We start from the raw sequence: 16,083 nt of genomic DNA, 5'->3' as shown, positions 1-16,083 counted from the left end.
AGAGAAAACCAGATACACCAAGCTGAAACAGACTGTGATAACTGCTTATGAGTCAGTTGCTCTGCTAAACTCAACTTCTAACTGGTTTGTCTGTGGTTTTACATGTAAAAACCGGTAAGGCGATGCACTTACCGTATTTTACTTGTAAATATGAGCAAACGTCCAGCGTATTTGCGTTGTATCTCGCTAAATTATCTGGATAAAGATGTTAATTCTCAGTTATTCGAGCAGATTTTAACTATTTCAGCATAGGGAATGGGGAATGGGGAGCAGGGGGAGCAGGGGAGGTAGGGGGAGAATAATAATGCCCAATGCCTAGTTAAGAACTCAGCGCTGAAAAATACTTGACTTTAAAGCATTTCTCGCGCTATTTTAAAAAAACCATTCGGTCGGTAATATTTTATTTACAGCAATTTTCAATTCAATAAATTACTTTACTCCCTACTCCCCATAGTCCATTCATCTAAAAATCGCTGTAATGTCTAAAGGCGAAGAAACAAAAACCAGAATTCTCCACCAAGCAGCCGAACTGTTTAACCAACAGGGGTATGCAGGCTCATCGATGTCAGACATCATGCGTGTTACGGGATTGCAGAAAGGAGGAATTTACAATCACTTCCAAAGCAAAGATGATCTGGCGCTACAGGCTTTTGACTTTGCGATCGCTCGCATCCATCAGCATACTAGATTTGCATTACGAAGCAAACGCCACGCAGTAGAACGCCTGCAAGCAATCATTGGCGTATTTAGTAGCTTTGCAGAAAATCCACCTATCAAGGGAGGGTGTCCACTGCTGAATACTGCTGTGGAAAGTGATGATGCTCATCCGGCGTTACGAGAACGCGCTCAACAGGCGATGAATTCTTGGCTGCATCTGATTCGTCGAATTATTGAAACGGGAATTGCCAAGGGTGAAATTCGCCCTGAAGTGAATGCTGATGAAATCGCTACCATCATAATTGCAACAGTGGAAGGAGCAGTAATGATGAGCAAGCTTTATGGAGATTCAATTCATATCCATAGGGTAATTAATCACCTGAATCAATATTTGGAAACTCACCTTTAAATGTATGGTACAAATCAAGGTATATTCTTTAGCTGACAAATTAAATCCTATTAAAGCAGAGCTATCAGATGTAATCCATACCTCCCTCATAGAGGTTTTACAGATTACCCCTGAAAAAAGATTTCACCGATTTTTCCCACTGGATAAATCAGATTTTTACTATCCATCTGATAGAACAAACAATTATCTGGTTATGGAAATTAGTATGTTTGAGGGACGAACAGTGGAAACAAAAAAAGAGTTGATTCGCTTGCTAATTAAAAATATCAATGAAAAATTAAATATTCCTATATACGATATTGAAATCACAATTTTTGAAACGCCCAAATCTAGCTGGGGTATTAGAGGTTTACCTGGCGACGAGTTAACCTTAAACTACAAAGTAGAAGTTTGAAATTGTTATAGGTAATGGGTTATTAGGCAATTAATAATTACTCATACTTGAAAAGAGTAAAATTTTTTAGAATTTTACAGACCGCTCGGTTTTAAAATATCAAGGGAAATAATGCTAGTAAATAACAGTTTGCACAGACCATTAGAAGTAGTATTAAAAATTCCTGTAAAAACATACGACATTGATTTTATGGGAATCGTGAGCAATATTGTGTATATTAGATGGCTAGAGGATTTACGTTTAAAGTTTTTAGATGAACACTGGCAACTAAATCAACAAATTGAGCAAGGATATGCGCCTGTTTTAGCTGGAACTGAAATTGAATATAAACGTCCGATAAAGATTATTGATCAAGTAATTGGACGTTTATGGCTGAGTAATTTAGGACGCTTGAAGTGGACTGTACAAGCTGAAATTGTATCTAACAATGAGTTAGCAGCAGTGGCTACCCAGAAGGGCGCTTTTGTCAGTTTAGAAAATAGTCGTCCTATTCCCATTCCAGAGGGATTACAGAAGAAATATTTAGAAGATCAAAAAGGGAATTTGAAAGACTATTTATAAATTAATAGGCTTGTGTTAGCGCCAAAAACCTTGAAATGTGTAGGTTGGGTTGAGGAACAAAACCCAACATTTCGGGACTTTGTTGGGTTGCGCTTTGCTTAACCCAACCTACAATTTTCCACAAAGCCAAGCGTATTGATTTATAAAGTAATAGGCTTGAGTTAAGACTTGATCCTCCCTAACCCTCCTTAAAAAGGAGGGAACTAGAGCAAGCATTTTTAAGTTGATACAATAAAATCCTAGTTCGTAGTGAGCGATTCATCGCTCATAGCAAGGTTTATCAGGACTAAAGTCCTTACTACAAACTTGAATTTATTTACGCCTAGCTACTGAAACAGTGAGATGGCTATTTTCAAACACACTAATTTACTTAGGACTAGTCAATATACTTTCGATATCTGCTAGCTGCACCACTCCTGAAAAAGTTGGACTATTAATTACAAAAAAAGGTGTGCCAGAAACAGCCAATTTTTCAGCTAGTTGAATATCTTTTGTAATTGCGGGAGTAGCAAGATTAAGGTCGCGTTTAAATTTACCCAAATCTAGCTTCAGATTTTTAGCAATATCTAAATATAACGCCTTACCTAGTTGCTTTTGATTAGTAAATAGCGCATCATGATATTCCCAAAATTTGCCCTGCTGATATGCCGCCCAAGCTGCTGTTGCAGCTGGCAATGCTTCAGCATGAATTGAACTCAGGGGTAAATTCTTGTAAACTAATCTTAGTTTATCAGGATACTTTGCTAACAATTCTTTCAATTTTTTATGCGCCTCAGCACAGTAGGGACATTGAAAATCGGAAAATTCTATTAGCACAGTTTTTGATTTAATTGAACCTGTGCTGGGAGACTCACCAATCACTTTTTGAGGATTCGTCTTTAAATCCTGCAAAAATGCTTCCTGTGTTTGTTTGACTTTCTGTTGTTGTTGCTGTTGATAAGTTTGAACAGATTCGATAATTGCCTCTGGATGTTCGCGGATAATTTGTAACACTTGCTGTTCTAATTGCGGATCAATGCGGCTAGCAGCTTGTGCAGGAAATGACCAGGTAACAACCAAAAGTAGCAGACCTATTGCTGTGCAAGTACGTAGATACTGAAATAAGGGAATAAACCAATCAAAGAATGTACGCATACAAAAACTCATAAAATATTTTTTTAAAATGAGCCAGCAATCATCCCAGCAAGTAAAATAAAACCAATCCACACGTTTTGCCGGAACATCTCACCATAAACAGGATTAGGTAAGTTTCGCCCTCTTAATCGCCAAGACTGCCAAACCCATCCAATAGTAGCAACTGCAAGGCTAATCCAGAAGGCTAAGTGCAGATGTATGAGTACACCTAACCAAGCCAATAACAAGATTGTGCCAGCAAAGAAAATTCCAATAGCTACAGGGGCATAATTCCCAAAAAATAGAGCGCTAGAATTAATCCCAATGCGGCGATCGTCTTCCTTGTCGCTCATGGCGTAAACTGTATCAAATCCCAATGTCCACAATACAGTCGCGCCCCAAAGTAACCAAGTTGGTTGGGAGATGCTTTGTGTGACTGCACTCCAGCTAATCAACACGGCGAAACCCCAAGCGATAGAAAGCACCAGTTGCGGCACAGGAAACACCCGCTTTGCACCTGGATAAAGCAAAATTACGGGCACTGCTGCCACGCATAACCAGAAACTCAGGGGGTTAAGATAAAATGCCAGGATAGCTGCACATACTAGCGAGACGATCGCAACTACAATTCCAACTTTCACAGACAAGGCGCGAGATGCAAGGGGGCGATCGCGTGTTCTCTCTACTTCTGGATCAATATCCCGATCCCACAAATCATTGACAACACATCCGGCTGCACTCGTGGCTAGAGTACCTAATATAATCACACCAACCAGAGGTAAAGGCGGTTTCCCAGAAGCTGCTAAAAAAACAGCCCAAAGGGCAGGAATCATTAAAATTAACCGCCCTTCTGGTTTATGCCAGCGCAAAAGCCGGACAATTACAAGCCAAACTGGTTGCTGGGGGAGTTCTGGCGTCCTTAACATAGGAGTGGGGAGTGGGGAGTGGGGAGTGGGGAGTAGGGGATGGGGAGTGGGGAGAGGGCATTGTATATTTAAAGTTTTCTCTAGTTGCTATTCCCGTTCGGCTACGCTACTTCGACTGCGCTCAGTATAAGTCACGGCAAGCCTATTCCCTAATTCACACATCTTTACATTAATAGAATAACGTTATTTGTTATTTGTAAAAGCATAACCTCAAGTGGCAACTTTAAAATATCTTTAAATAGTCAGTGCGGTTAGAAGCAGTAGGGCGAATATACTTAGCTCAGTTACCCTCGATCAAACTGAGTTGCAAATGCTGAGTACTTTTTAATTTACTCAGCACTCAATCTGAGCAAGTGTGTTGCAACAAATATCAGTGTCAGCTACCCCGACATATCACCGTTTGCCATCATTTCTTATAAAGAGAGAAAACTAGATGCTGAATTTAGTTTCTAGCTGGGAGAGTGTTCCAACTCAACCACCTAAGCAACATCGGATTATTGCTGCCATTGACCTGGGAACAAATTCTCTACACATGGTAGTAGTTAAGATTGATCCCACACTACCAGCTTTCAGCATTATCGCTAGAGAAAAAGAAACTGTAAGACTAGGCGATCGCAATCTTTTGACTGGGGAACTCAAACCAGAGATAATTGAAAAGGCGATCGCGGCTTTAGGACGCTTCCAAGAAGTTGCCAAAACTATCAATGCTGAAACAATCATTGCTGTGGCAACTAGCGCTGTGCGAGAAGCCCCCAATGGTAAAGATTTTTTGCATAGAGTAAAAACCGAGTTGGGTTTAAGCGTTGACTTGATTTCAGGTCAAGAAGAAGCGCGACGAATCTACCTTGGTGTGCTGTCGGGGATGGAATTTAACAACCAGCCCCATACCATTATTGATATTGGCGGTGGTTCCACAGAGTTAATTTTGGGCGATAGTCACCAAGCACGGACTCTCACCAGTACCAAAGTTGGTGCAGTGCGACTCACTAGCGAGTTAATCACCACCGATCCCATCAGCAACACCGAGTTTCAACACCTGCAAGCTTATGCACGCGGGATGTTAGAACGTTCTGTGGATGAGATACTAGCAAACTTAGAGTTTGGGGAATCTCCGCGTTTGGTAGGTACATCTGGCACAATTGAAACCCTGGCGATGATTGATGCACGAGAAAAGTCGGGTGTTATTCCTTCAACTCTCAATGGCTACCAGTTAAGTCTTAAAGACTTGCAAGAGTTGGTAAATCGCTTGCGGAAACTGAGTTACTCAGAAAGGGCTGCGATTCCAGGTATGCCAGAGAAGCGGGCTGAAGTTATACTCGCTGGTGCAGTAATATTACAGGAAGCAATGACGCTTTTAGGTAGGGAATCGGTCACAGTCTGTGAGCGTTCTTTGCGGGAAGGCGTAATCGTAGACTGGATGTTAGCCCACGGTTTAATTGAAGATAAGCTGCGCTACCAAAGTTCAGTTCGGGAACGTAATGTTTTAAAAATCGCTAATAAATACCACGTCAATTTAGAATATAGCGATCGCGTGGCAAAAAATGCCTTGAGTTTATTTGACCAAACTCAAGGTACGTTACACCACTGGGGATTTGACGAGCGACAACTATTGTGGGCGGCTGCAATATTACACAATTGCGGTCATTATGTTAGCCATTCGTCTCATCACAAGCACTCTTACTATCTAATTCGCAATGGTGAATTACTTGGTTATACAGAAACCGAGATTGAAATCATAGCCAATTTAGCGCGTTATCATCGCAAATCGCCGCCTAAGAAAAAACATGAAAATTCCCAGATGTTGCTGACTAAACACCAGCGACAAATGGTCAGTCAATTGAGCGCAATTTTAAGATTGGCAGTGGCATTAGATAGACGACAAATTGGTGCGATCGCGCAAGTCCAATGTGAGTATTATCCACAATTTCAGCAGGTAAACTTGCTGATTTTTCCATCTCAACCTGATGATGATTGTGCTTTAGAACTTTGGAGCTTAGATTATAAAAAAGGAGTATTTGAGGAAGAATTTGGAGTGAAATTAGTAGCGAATTTAGAAAAGTCTAGCGTTGCTAAATTGTCTTAGAAAGTAGGGTGCGTTAACGTAGTGTAACGCACCTGCTAAATTTATAAACGCACATATATGCGCCACTACAAATCATTTGTCTTTGACGCATTTGCTTTCAAAATTTCAGTTAATTTATATAGGTTTCATCATACTTAAGGATGAATGTAAAAACTACCTAAAGAAATAGTTTAAAAATCAAAATTAGAAATACAATGAAATGTATAGTTAATAGTCTATAGTACTCTAGGTTATGTTGCTATTGGATATCTAAGCTGGGAAAACTTAGATATCCTTATATAAATAAAAAATAAAAAAATTTAATTAAATACGTTAAATTGCTCAGTTTTATGCATTGGAGAATACCAGGCTTATGCATAGAGCCTGTGTTGCATTATTGTGATAATTCATCACCTTTGGGGAGTATGCTATTAATTATTACGAAGACTTGATTCCTCAAAGAATCTGCATTGGTACTCAAGATTTATGCATTGCAGCAATTACGCTATCAATAAATGGTATTTTAGTATCCTGCAAACGCAAAAATTTTGAGAAAGTTCCTAATTTGCGTTTACAATATTGGGCTATATCTTAATTTGTCTCTGTGACATACTCCCACACCTACAACTTGCTGTAGGTGTGGGCTTCTCAGCGACTCCCGGTATCCCGTCGGACATTAACTGAGCTTTGTTTTGAGTCCACGAGATGCCCCTCCGCAGACTTTGAACAAATACCAAAAAGTATGTTCTTGCCTTAACCGCTAGAATTTTACCCATTCACGGAGACGACACAAAAGTGTCCATTCTTAAATGGAACCCCATATTCTAGATTGTCTTCGCGTTAGCGTCTCCCTTTGGGAGAAGGTTCAGTGTACGACCAGCATTTTCGGCTTTGTTCGTACTTGTTTATAATACCATTAATCGTGGTATTAAAATTAGAGAATATAATCAATATGGGTCATGGTTTGACATAGTAATTAACTGTTTAGGCTACGCAAAAATATATTAATTACTATATCTCACCACTCCCACGCATTCATCCCACACTCCTAAAAGTGAGTGTGGGGCTTCTGCTGATCTAGCTAATCTCTTATTCCTCCGTGTTCTCTGTGTCCTCTGTGGTTCGATTTTCCGTTACCTGTGCGTAAGTCCTGATTCTGAGTCTTGGGGTTTTTGATGACTTGTTCCGATCGCAGAACCCGCAACAGCTTTCCAATTCACAAAATTTCCTCTAACTAGTAATTTGACCCCATCCCATAGCCGGTAAAGCTACAGCTTGCCCTACTTTGCCACTAGAAACCCGTTTCAAAACTACATAATTCGGTAAAATTGGGTAAAGCAATTTTTGCGCTTGTAAAACAAAGGTATCTGCAAACCCATGCAACTGAAACTCAGTGCATCTAAACTTCCCTTCGCCCCTCTCCTCTTAATTGCGCCCTTTTTCCTATGGGGGACGGCAATGGTAGCCATGAAAGGAGTAATACCCCATACCACACCGCTATTCATGGCAGGTGTGCGTCTGATACCAGCAGGGATGTTAATTCTGATTGCAGCAGCATTCATGGGTAAACCCCAGCCGAAAGGTTGGGCTGCATGGCTGTGGATTACCTTATTTGCCCTCGTAGATGGGACGCTGTTTCAAGGCTTTTTGGCAGAGGGATTAGTTAGAACCAGTGCGGGGTTAGGGTCTGTGATGATTGACTCGCAACCCTTGGCTGTTGCCTTACTATCGTTGTGGCTATTTCAAGAACACATTGGTTTTTGGGGATGGCTAGGGCTAGGCTTGGGTGTCACAGGCATTAGTTTAATTGGCTTACCTGATGAGTTGATTTTACATTTTCTCGACTCAGGCGCAAATATTACAATTGGCAATTGGCAAGATTTGTTTGCGAGTGGTGAGTGGTTGATGCTGTTAGCAGCGCTATCAATGGCAGTGGGAACAGTGTTGATTCGGTTTGTGTGCCGACATGCTGACCCAGTAACCGCGACGGGATGGCACATGATTTTGGGTGGATTGCCACTATGGGGAGTTTCATCAGTTGTCGAATCCCAGCAGTGGGAGAATTTAGGAGGATCTGATTTAGTGGCTTTGGGTTATGCTACCGTATTTGGCAGTGCGATCGCCTACGGGTTATTCTTCTACTTTGCCTCTAGTGGCAGTCTCACCAGTCTTAGTTCCCTCACCTTCCTCACACCCGTCTTTGCCCTACTATTCGGCAATCTCTTCCTCTCAGAAGTCCTCAGTCCGTTGCAGTGGGTCGGTGTTTTCCTAACTTTAATCAGCATTTATCTCATTAACCAACGCGATACTTTAGCAGCGCGAAACGACACAGTTACTGTCGGCGAAATAGCTAATATACAGCAACCAGTCTTAGAAGCATCTGCTAAAAAATTAAATCCCATAACTTTCGGAGTGAGAGAATCTGAACGAGAAATTTTACCCTAACTGGTAATTCGTAATGCCTCGACTTACTTCGACTACGGCTCCATCGAGCGAAGTCGAGATGCTCAGTACAAGTCGCTCGGCACAAGTTCGTAATTCGTAATTCGTAATTCAGTAGGGAGATGAGGGAGAATAACTAATGCCCAATACTTCGACTGCGCTCAGTACAAGTGCCCAATAAAAAAATGACAGTTAACATTTGGTAATTTGGTAATCTTGAAGGTATTGTTGTATCGAATACTTCAAAAGCACCTTCAGGCTGAAACTTCCAATATGAGGCTATGCCGTTCCTCAATTTTAATATTTACCTGTTTTACTTGCGTGGGTTTTTACCCAAATCGTGCAAGCATAGCAACACCTAACCTAGCACCTGAAACTTTAGAACTTGCACAAGCTAGTTCGACAGTTACTGCTAGTCCGACTGTTTTGAGATATGGTAGTCGAAAATCAGATGTGCAGAGATTACAAACCCAATTAAAGCAGTTGGGATACTACACTGGCGTGGTAGATGGAGAGTACGACGACAGTACGGAAATGGCTGTAATTAAATTCCAGAAAGCAAAGGGTTTAAAAGTAGATGGTCTTGCTGGCTTGGCGACTAGGGGGAGACTGCAAGCAGCAATTGTAGCCAAAAATCAGATTGCCACCTCTCCAATTATTGCCTCTGCTGCTGCGACTTCCCAACCAACTACAACACCCAAGCCAACCGAGAGAGGTTTTATCTGGTGGTTAATATTGGCTATTGGAATTCTAGGAAGTATTGGCGCACTTGTTTACCTGTTGAGGTGGTTTCGTCAGGGCAAACAAGTGCAATCGGAAATATCAGAGACTAAAAGTTTGAGTGCAGCTAACCAAAACCCCATGACATCACCCTCACCAGAAACTGTAACTAATCGACAAACAGTTACACCACCAATCGCCACACAATTGCTGCTACCAGAAAAAACTTCCCGACTTGCTAAACTCAATATTGTTGACGAATTAATCCAAGACTTACGCAGTTCTGACCCAACGAAGCGGCGCAAGGCTATTTGGGATTTGGGTCAACAGGGAGATTCGCGGGCAATTCAGCATCTGGTTGACCTGATGATTGATGCCGATTCTCAAGAAAGCGGCTTAATTTTGGCAGCTTTGGCAGAAATTGGTACCCGCACACTCAAACCAATGAATCGTGCTTTAGCAATTTCACTGCAAGATGAAAGTCCACAAGTGCGGCAAAATGCGATCCGTGACCTGACGCGCGTTTATGACATGATGGGTCAAATGAGTCAGATGTTGCGCCATGCGTTAGATGACCCAGATGCCGAGGTGCAAGCAACAGCACGATATGCTTTAACTCAGATGAATCGAATGCGTGGTTTGCCGGAAGAACAAAGTCTACCAGAAGATTCACACAACGATTCACGAGAATAAACCTAAAAATATTTCAATTGGATTTGGATATTAGTGTCCGGGCCTGCGACCAAAAATGCTGCTTCGCTAAATTTGGCCGCTCTTGTGCGAATTTCTGGGTTCCTGGAAAATCCAAAACCTTCGCTTGGTATACCTAAAACATTGCTATTGAGGGTACCGTCGTTATTTTGATCGTGGAAGACAGCAACGGCGTAACTACCCGCTTTCAAGTTATCAAAGGTAATAGGTAAGGGAGTGCCACTAATCTTGGTACACTGCTTTTTTAAGCCGCGATCGCGATCGCTAGGAAATCCTTCACTGCTAGCAAATATACTCACACAAACTTGTCCTTGTTTATTCTTTAAGCCATCAATTTCTACGGTGAGTTTGCCGTTAAAATTTGCCTTGGCACTAAATGACCACGCCAGATTTCCCAGAACTGCCAATAGAAGTATACTAATTCTCAATCCTCTAACCATAAAATTTTCACAAGGTAAAATAAATTTTGCTGAAATTATGTTTTAACTTTGATTCCGACCGGGCAGATTCATGGTGACATTATTCAGTCAATACTCGCAAGTATATTGGTATATTTAATTTTATACTTTTCTAAGTAAGTTGGCGTTAACGAAGAGACAATGGGTTAACAATTCAAAATTAAAGACATTTCACAAGCAGGACTGTTTCATTCCCTAAAAGGCGCTGATTTACAAAGGTTTCAAGCAAAAAAATACACCGTATTTCAAGTAAATGAATTACACGGGTAGGGGCACAACATGTTGTGCCCCTACGATTATCTATACCTAACCAAGTTGCAATCTGCTGTATTTACCTTAATATCTCCCAATTGAGCTTTCTTCTCCAGAAAATCCAGTTGCATCACCTTCTTTGAGAAATCCACTGTAGGCTTCCATACCGTGTTCACCGATATCCAAACCTTCTAGTTCCTCTTCTTTGGATACTCTGATACCTAGAGTAGCTTTCAGGGCCAGCCAAAAGATGCTACTGAGTAAGACAGTGAAGCCGCCTACTGAGACAACGCCCAGCAACTGAACACCGAACTGTCCAAAGCCACCACCTGCAAATAAACCTTTTGCTGGGCCAAGTGCATCACCATACCAGGAATAAACACCAGGGCCAACTGCCCACAGACCTACTGCTAGAGTTCCCCAGATGCCGCAAACTAGGTGAACTGATGTAGCCCCCACTGGGTCATCAATGCCAAGTTTGTCAAAGAATGTTACGGAGAAAACTACCAGTACTCCAGCAATCAAGCCAATGACTAAAGAAGCAGGAATACCTACGTAAGCACAAGATGCTGTAATCCCAACCAAGCCAGCCAAAATACCATTGATAATCATTGACAGGTCTGGTTTACCTAAGTAGAACCAAGCTGTAATGGTGGCGGCAATTCCACCGGCAGCACCAGCCATGTTAGTGGTGACAGCAATGTGACTGATCGCACTAGGATCGGCAGCCATCACAGAACCTGGGTTGAAACCAAACCAGCCCAACCACAAGATCAGACAGCCCAAAGTGGCAATACTCATGTTGTGACCTGGCATAGCCACAACTTGCCTATCTTGATATCTACCAAGGCGGGGCCCAAGAAATGCTGCTCCCATCAAAGCTGCCCAGCCACCTACGGAGTGAACCACCGTAGAACCGGCAAAATCCCAAAAGCCTCTGTCTGCTAGCCAACCAGTTCCCCAAATCCAGTGTCCGGTAATGGGGTAGAGAATACCTACAAGTAAGAGGCTGAAAATTAGGAAATCAACAAACTTAATCCGTTCGGCTACTGCACCAGAAACGATTGTTGCTGCTGTTCCAGCAAACACTAACTGGAATAAAAACTTGGCAGCTAAAGGTACACCAGCCCAACTAATAGCACCGAAAACGCCTTTATAGGCTTCTCCTGTGGCGGGACTGTTATCTGCTCCTCCTAACAAAAACCCATTCAATCCAATGAAGTCGTTGCCATCACCGAACATTAAGCCAAAACCGAGTACCCAAAAGGCAATGCTGGATAAAGCAAATACAATCAAGTTTTTGGAAAGAACGTTGACAGCGTTTTTCTGACGACAGAAGCCGGTTTCTAACATACAAAAACCAGCGTTCATGAAGAACACTAAAAAGGCTGCGATCGCAACCCACAGTGTATCAAGAGCAACTTTGAGTTCTGCTGTCGTTGGCCCTGCGGCGGTCGTTTGGGCAACTGCGACATAACCCCAACCCAACACAATCAGACAAGCTAAAGGTAAACAAGCTTGCCAAGTGGGAGAGAGTCGCTTAATTGCTACCTTGACTTTTGAGTTTGATTGTGAGTTTGTAGCGTAACTTCTTGTTGACGGATGCCTATTTTTTGTTTTCGATTTTTGTTTGTACATTAATTTGAGTGTCATCCTCCAAACCATCCTTAAAAAAGGGAAAAAGCAGGTTAACCAGAAAAACTAGCGTGCGAAGTTAGATCCAGTGGTTTTTGATATTTTTGCTGTATACCAATTGTTTAAAGACCAGAAACTAAAATAACCTTAGTAGGAGTTTAAGAAACTATTGGCACATCTGTAAATATTTTTTGTAGTTCTTCGTAAGAAATTTATGATTTAATTTATTAAATAGTTAACTCTTCTTCACTTAATCTTTAAAAAAAATGGCAGAAAAATTGCCTTAAATTGTCTTGCTCTTGTCTATATTAGGACTTACGCACGAGTTACGGAATAACGTAGACACGTTCGTGAAGTGTCTTGTAGAGAAGTGGCTTCCCATTCGCGCAGCGTTTTTGCAGGAGAAGGGTACCGCAGAGGCGCAGTCTTTCGACAACTCTTGGAGACACTACGCGAACGCTCAATAACCGGGCACGGAGAAATGAGAGTTTGAGAGATATTTTGCATAAGTCCTATATATAATATTGTGTGCTGGTGGTAGTGTTCCCCAAGCAGGACGACCAGGATGGAGGCCAAGCAAATAGGCAGCTACCAACGCTGTGGACAACAGAATTACCGGCAAAGTTGCGATCGCTCAATTTCGCTAACCAGCCTGAGACTACTTTTTGTTTCACTTTTGGTAAATTTATGCCTTAACGGATAAATTTGATCGATTTTCTATTTACTTAAAATAAAAAACTGTATCGTTAAACACATTTTTTTGGCTTTTGTGATGAAATATATCTCCTGATGCAATAGATTAAGCAACTATATCCTTTGTAGTTAAGTATTTTCCGGTATTAGGATAGGATAATTTGGATATTATTAATTTTTAATATAAAAAGTTAATTGTTTGTTACTTTAGAGATGCGTTAATTCATCTCTAAAGTAATAATTACCGTATAAAAATTAATAAATTTACAGTAATTATGCTGAGATAGCGAATTTATCGGGCTATTCATACAACATAGGGTAAACTCATAGGCGATCGCGATCGGATTGGGTACGCTAGTTGAGCAAAGACTCTCCACCTTTTGGCTTGTCGTTAGACATAGCCTTGCTCATTAAGCACCAATCAGTGACGGAAACATCTATCGAAACTCCCATACAAGCTTATAGTCTGAATTAAATAGAACCGTAGGAGGAAACAAGGCTAACAAACCTAATTTCCTTAAAAAAAGAGGGTTTACAGTACCTGTAATATGGGAGACTTGGCAATATTCCCTATAAATCAGATTCAAGATGAGTAAGACAATTTCGGACATTGCAGTTAAGACGATCAACGGTGAAGATAAACAATTAAACGAGTATACCGGCAAGGTACTCTTAATTGTGAATGTGGCATCCTACTGCGGTTATACTTCTCAATACGAGGGACTAGAAAAATTGAACCAAAAGTATGGGGAAGCAGGGTTACGTATTTTGGGGTTCCCCTGTAACGATTTTGGAGCGCAGGAACCAGGAAGCAATGAAGAGATTGTGAAATTCTGCACGAGTAAATATAATGTTACCTTTGAACTATTCGATAAAGTTCATGCCAAAGGCTCGCAGCAGCATCCACTTTATGAGAGACTTACCAAAGCCGTTGAGCCAACGGGAACTGTTGCTTGGAACTTTGAAAAATTTTTAGTTAATAAACAAGGTGAAGTGATAGCTAGATTTAATAGTAGTGTCCAGCCAAATTCACCAGAAATAATTGCCATAATTGAGAAAGAATTAGCTAAATAGTCATTAGTCATTAGGTTGTACTATTGGTATTGATTTTTGGCTCTGGAGTGTTAAATTTATTTACGTCCAGTCCCTTAATTGAGAATATTGTCTCAATGAATAGTTTAAGTTATTTGTGTCTAATTTGTCATGAATGTTGCAATCATTGGTTGTGGTTATGTTGGTTATAAGGTTGCTCAATATTGGCAGGAAAAGGAAGATTTTGTTGTCAGTGTAACCACAACTTCCTCTGAGCGTGTCCCTGCACTAAAATCAGTATGCGAAAGAGTTGTAGTTACCCGTGGTAATGACTTAGATAGTCTAAAATCAGTTTTGCACGATCAAGATGTTGTAGTTTTGAGCGTTGGTGCAAAAGGTGCGGAAGTTTATGAAGAAACTTATCTACAAACTGCCCAAACTTTAGTTTCATCCTTACAGCAGGTTCCGAGTGTAAAACAATTAATATACACAGGTAGCTATGCAGTGTATGGTGACAGAAATGGTGTATGGGTAGATGAAGAAACACCACTTGCACCCGCTAATTTAAATGCACAAATTCTCCGAAAAACAGAGGATGTGCTGCTATCAGCATCTAGCGAAAATCTCCGCGTTTGTATCTTTCGCTTAGGAGGAATTTATGGCCCTGGTAGAGAACTGTTGAAAATATTTAACAGATGTTCTGCTACAACCCGTCCCGGCGGCGAGGATATCACAAATTGGATTCACCTGGATGATATTGTTGGTGCGATAGAATTTGCCCGTCACCGTCGGTTGCAAGGGATTTATAATCTGGTAGATGATGCACATCTTACCAGCCGAGAATTGCTAGATAGCCTATTTGAAAAACATAATTTGCCCAAAGTTATATGGGATACTTCTATTAAGAGTACCCGCCCATATAATGCTTGGGTATCCAATGAAAAGCTGAAAGAGGCAGGATACCAGTTAATTCATCCCCAGATAATTTTTTAGCAAGTATTAAAAACTAGGAATTATGCAACCATCTACTGTAACTAACACAACCAATTTGACAGCATCTCCTAGCCAGTTTTACAGTTGGCAAAATTATCGTTGCGCCTACGAAGTTCATCAACCAACTAACACAACACCAGAGGGCATTCCCTTACTGTTAATTCATCCTATTGGTGTTGGATTGTCGCGGCAATTTTGGCAGCGATTTTGCCGGGAATGGTATAATACAGGTCAGCGTAATTTAATTTACAACCCTGATTTATTAGGATGTGGTGAAAGTGATATGCCTCATGTGGCTTACACTCCTAGTGATTGGGCAGAACAGTTGCAGTACTTTTTACAAACAGTAGTGCAAAAACCTGTGATTGTAATAGTACAAGGTGCTTTATTACCAATTGCGTTGGCTTTGCCCGCCGCAGGCATCGCATTAGTCGAAAAGCAATCAAACTTAATTGCTAAACTTGTACTCTCTGGGCCTCCAACCTGGGCTTTGATGACAAATAAATCACCAGAATGGCGGCAAAAACTTGCTTGGAATCTGTTTGATTCGCCTTTTGGGAGTGCTTTTTATCGCTATGCACGCACCCGAAAGTTTTTACATTCTTTCTCGACTCGTCAACTTTTTGCTTCTGAGAATGCTGTGGATGCAGAGTGGTTGAATACATTGGTTGCAGGTGCAGAAAATCCTGCTAGTCGTCATGCAGTGTTTTCTTTTTTAGCAGGGTTTTGGCGACAGGATTATACTAGTTCTATCGCCTCTATTCAACAACCAACATTAGTGGTTATGGGGGAGACTGCATCGAGTATTAGTCAAAAAGGTAAAGAAGAAACGCCAGACGAACGCTTGGCCCACTACCTCACCTGTTTGCCTCAAGGTCGAGGTATAAAAATAAATGGGCGTAATGTTTTACCCTATGAATCAACTGCTGAATTTATAGCAGCGATCGCTCCATTTATTAATGAAGTTTTTTAGCTGATTGATAGTGACATCATACCAGACTTGCCATGATAGGTTATGACTGGAA

At 41.2% G+C, this 16,083-nt stretch carries 14 protein-coding genes; 10 read left to right on the top strand and 4 right to left on the bottom strand.

Annotated elements, in window-relative coordinates; all coding sequences use genetic code 11:
- The first annotated feature begins 478 nt into the window (after positions 1 to 478).
- From D1367_RS22475 to D1367_RS22465, 3 genes are all read left to right on the top strand, one after another.
- Complete coding sequence (locus D1367_RS22475) at positions 479 to 1,066, top strand: TetR/AcrR family transcriptional regulator (RefSeq protein ID WP_118168327.1); 588 nt, start codon at positions 479 to 481, stop codon at positions 1,064 to 1,066.
- Positions 1,067 to 1,070: 4 nt separating this feature from the next.
- A complete protein-coding gene (locus D1367_RS22470) occupies positions 1,071 to 1,460 on the top strand; it encodes a tautomerase family protein (protein WP_118168326.1) in 390 nt (129 codons plus the stop codon).
- A 111-nt stretch (positions 1,461 to 1,571) separates the two neighbouring features.
- Positions 1,572 to 2,021: an acyl-CoA thioesterase gene (locus tag D1367_RS22465; RefSeq protein WP_118168325.1), complete on the top strand. Its 450-nt coding sequence runs from the start codon at positions 1,572 to 1,574 to the stop codon at positions 2,019 to 2,021.
- 366 nt (positions 2,022 to 2,387) lie between these two features.
- On the opposite strand, the gene D1367_RS22460 is transcribed toward D1367_RS22465, so the two are convergent.
- A complete protein-coding gene (locus D1367_RS22460; protein WP_118168324.1) occupies positions 2,388 to 3,155 on the bottom strand; it encodes a DsbA family protein in 768 nt (255 codons plus the stop codon).
- Between the two features lie 23 nt (positions 3,156 to 3,178).
- Entirely contained in the window at positions 3,179 to 4,060 is an 882-nt protein-coding gene (locus D1367_RS22455; protein WP_118168323.1) for a 4-hydroxybenzoate solanesyltransferase, read from the bottom strand.
- A gap of 433 nt (positions 4,061 to 4,493) precedes the next feature.
- On the opposite strand from D1367_RS22455, the gene D1367_RS22450 reads away from it, so the two are divergent.
- The 3 genes from D1367_RS22450 to D1367_RS22440 all read left to right on the top strand — a co-directional run bounded on the left by D1367_RS22450 (position 4,494) and on the right by D1367_RS22440 (position 9,977).
- Positions 4,494 to 6,143: a Ppx/GppA phosphatase family protein gene (locus tag D1367_RS22450; RefSeq protein WP_118168322.1), complete on the top strand. Its 1,650-nt coding sequence runs from the start codon at positions 4,494 to 4,496 to the stop codon at positions 6,141 to 6,143.
- A gap of 1,356 nt (positions 6,144 to 7,499) precedes the next feature.
- Positions 7,500 to 8,567, top strand: coding sequence for a DMT family transporter (locus D1367_RS22445; RefSeq protein WP_118168321.1), 1,068 nt, complete (start codon positions 7,500 to 7,502; stop codon positions 8,565 to 8,567).
- A gap of 270 nt (positions 8,568 to 8,837) precedes the next feature.
- On the top strand, positions 8,838 to 9,977 hold the full coding sequence (locus D1367_RS22440) for a peptidoglycan-binding protein (protein ID WP_118168320.1): 1,140 nt from the start codon (positions 8,838 to 8,840) through the stop codon (positions 9,975 to 9,977).
- A 2-nt stretch (positions 9,978 to 9,979) separates the two neighbouring features.
- Here D1367_RS22440 and D1367_RS22435 read toward each other — a convergent pair whose 3' ends face one another.
- Both D1367_RS22435 and D1367_RS22430 read right to left on the bottom strand, forming a co-directional pair.
- Positions 9,980 to 10,435 (bottom strand): DUF2141 domain-containing protein, encoded by a 456-nt coding sequence (locus D1367_RS22435; RefSeq protein ID WP_118168319.1) that lies wholly within the window; start codon positions 10,433 to 10,435, stop codon positions 9,980 to 9,982.
- Positions 10,436 to 10,789: 354 nt separating this feature from the next.
- Positions 10,790 to 12,343 (bottom strand): ammonium transporter, encoded by a 1,554-nt coding sequence (locus D1367_RS22430; RefSeq protein ID WP_118168318.1) that lies wholly within the window; start codon positions 12,341 to 12,343, stop codon positions 10,790 to 10,792.
- Positions 12,344 to 12,868: 525 nt separating this feature from the next.
- Here D1367_RS22430 and D1367_RS31140 point away from each other — a divergent pair.
- The 4 genes from D1367_RS31140 (at position 12,869) to D1367_RS22415 (ending at position 16,031) form a co-directional block, all read left to right on the top strand.
- Positions 12,869 to 13,036 carry a hypothetical protein gene (locus tag D1367_RS31140; RefSeq protein WP_181984926.1) on the top strand — a complete coding sequence of 56 codons (168 nt, stop codon included), beginning with the start codon at positions 12,869 to 12,871 and terminating at the stop codon, positions 13,034 to 13,036.
- A 585-nt stretch (positions 13,037 to 13,621) separates the two neighbouring features.
- Complete coding sequence (locus tag D1367_RS22425) at positions 13,622 to 14,107, top strand: glutathione peroxidase (RefSeq protein WP_118168317.1); 486 nt, start codon at positions 13,622 to 13,624, stop codon at positions 14,105 to 14,107.
- 129 nt (positions 14,108 to 14,236) lie between these two features.
- A complete protein-coding gene (locus D1367_RS22420; protein ID WP_118168316.1) occupies positions 14,237 to 15,058 on the top strand; it encodes an SDR family oxidoreductase in 822 nt (273 codons plus the stop codon).
- A gap of 22 nt (positions 15,059 to 15,080) precedes the next feature.
- Positions 15,081 to 16,031 (top strand): alpha/beta fold hydrolase, encoded by a 951-nt coding sequence (locus tag D1367_RS22415; protein WP_118168315.1) that lies wholly within the window; start codon positions 15,081 to 15,083, stop codon positions 16,029 to 16,031.
- The last annotated feature ends 52 nt before the right edge of the window (positions 16,032 to 16,083 follow it).

This window comes from Nostoc sphaeroides (assembly GCF_003443655.1).
In the GTDB taxonomy this organism is placed as follows: Bacteria; Cyanobacteriota; Cyanobacteriia; order Cyanobacteriales; family Nostocaceae; genus Nostoc; species Nostoc sphaeroides.
Note: the sequence above shows the minus strand (reverse complement) of the source record. Positions and strands in the feature narration are given on the sequence as shown.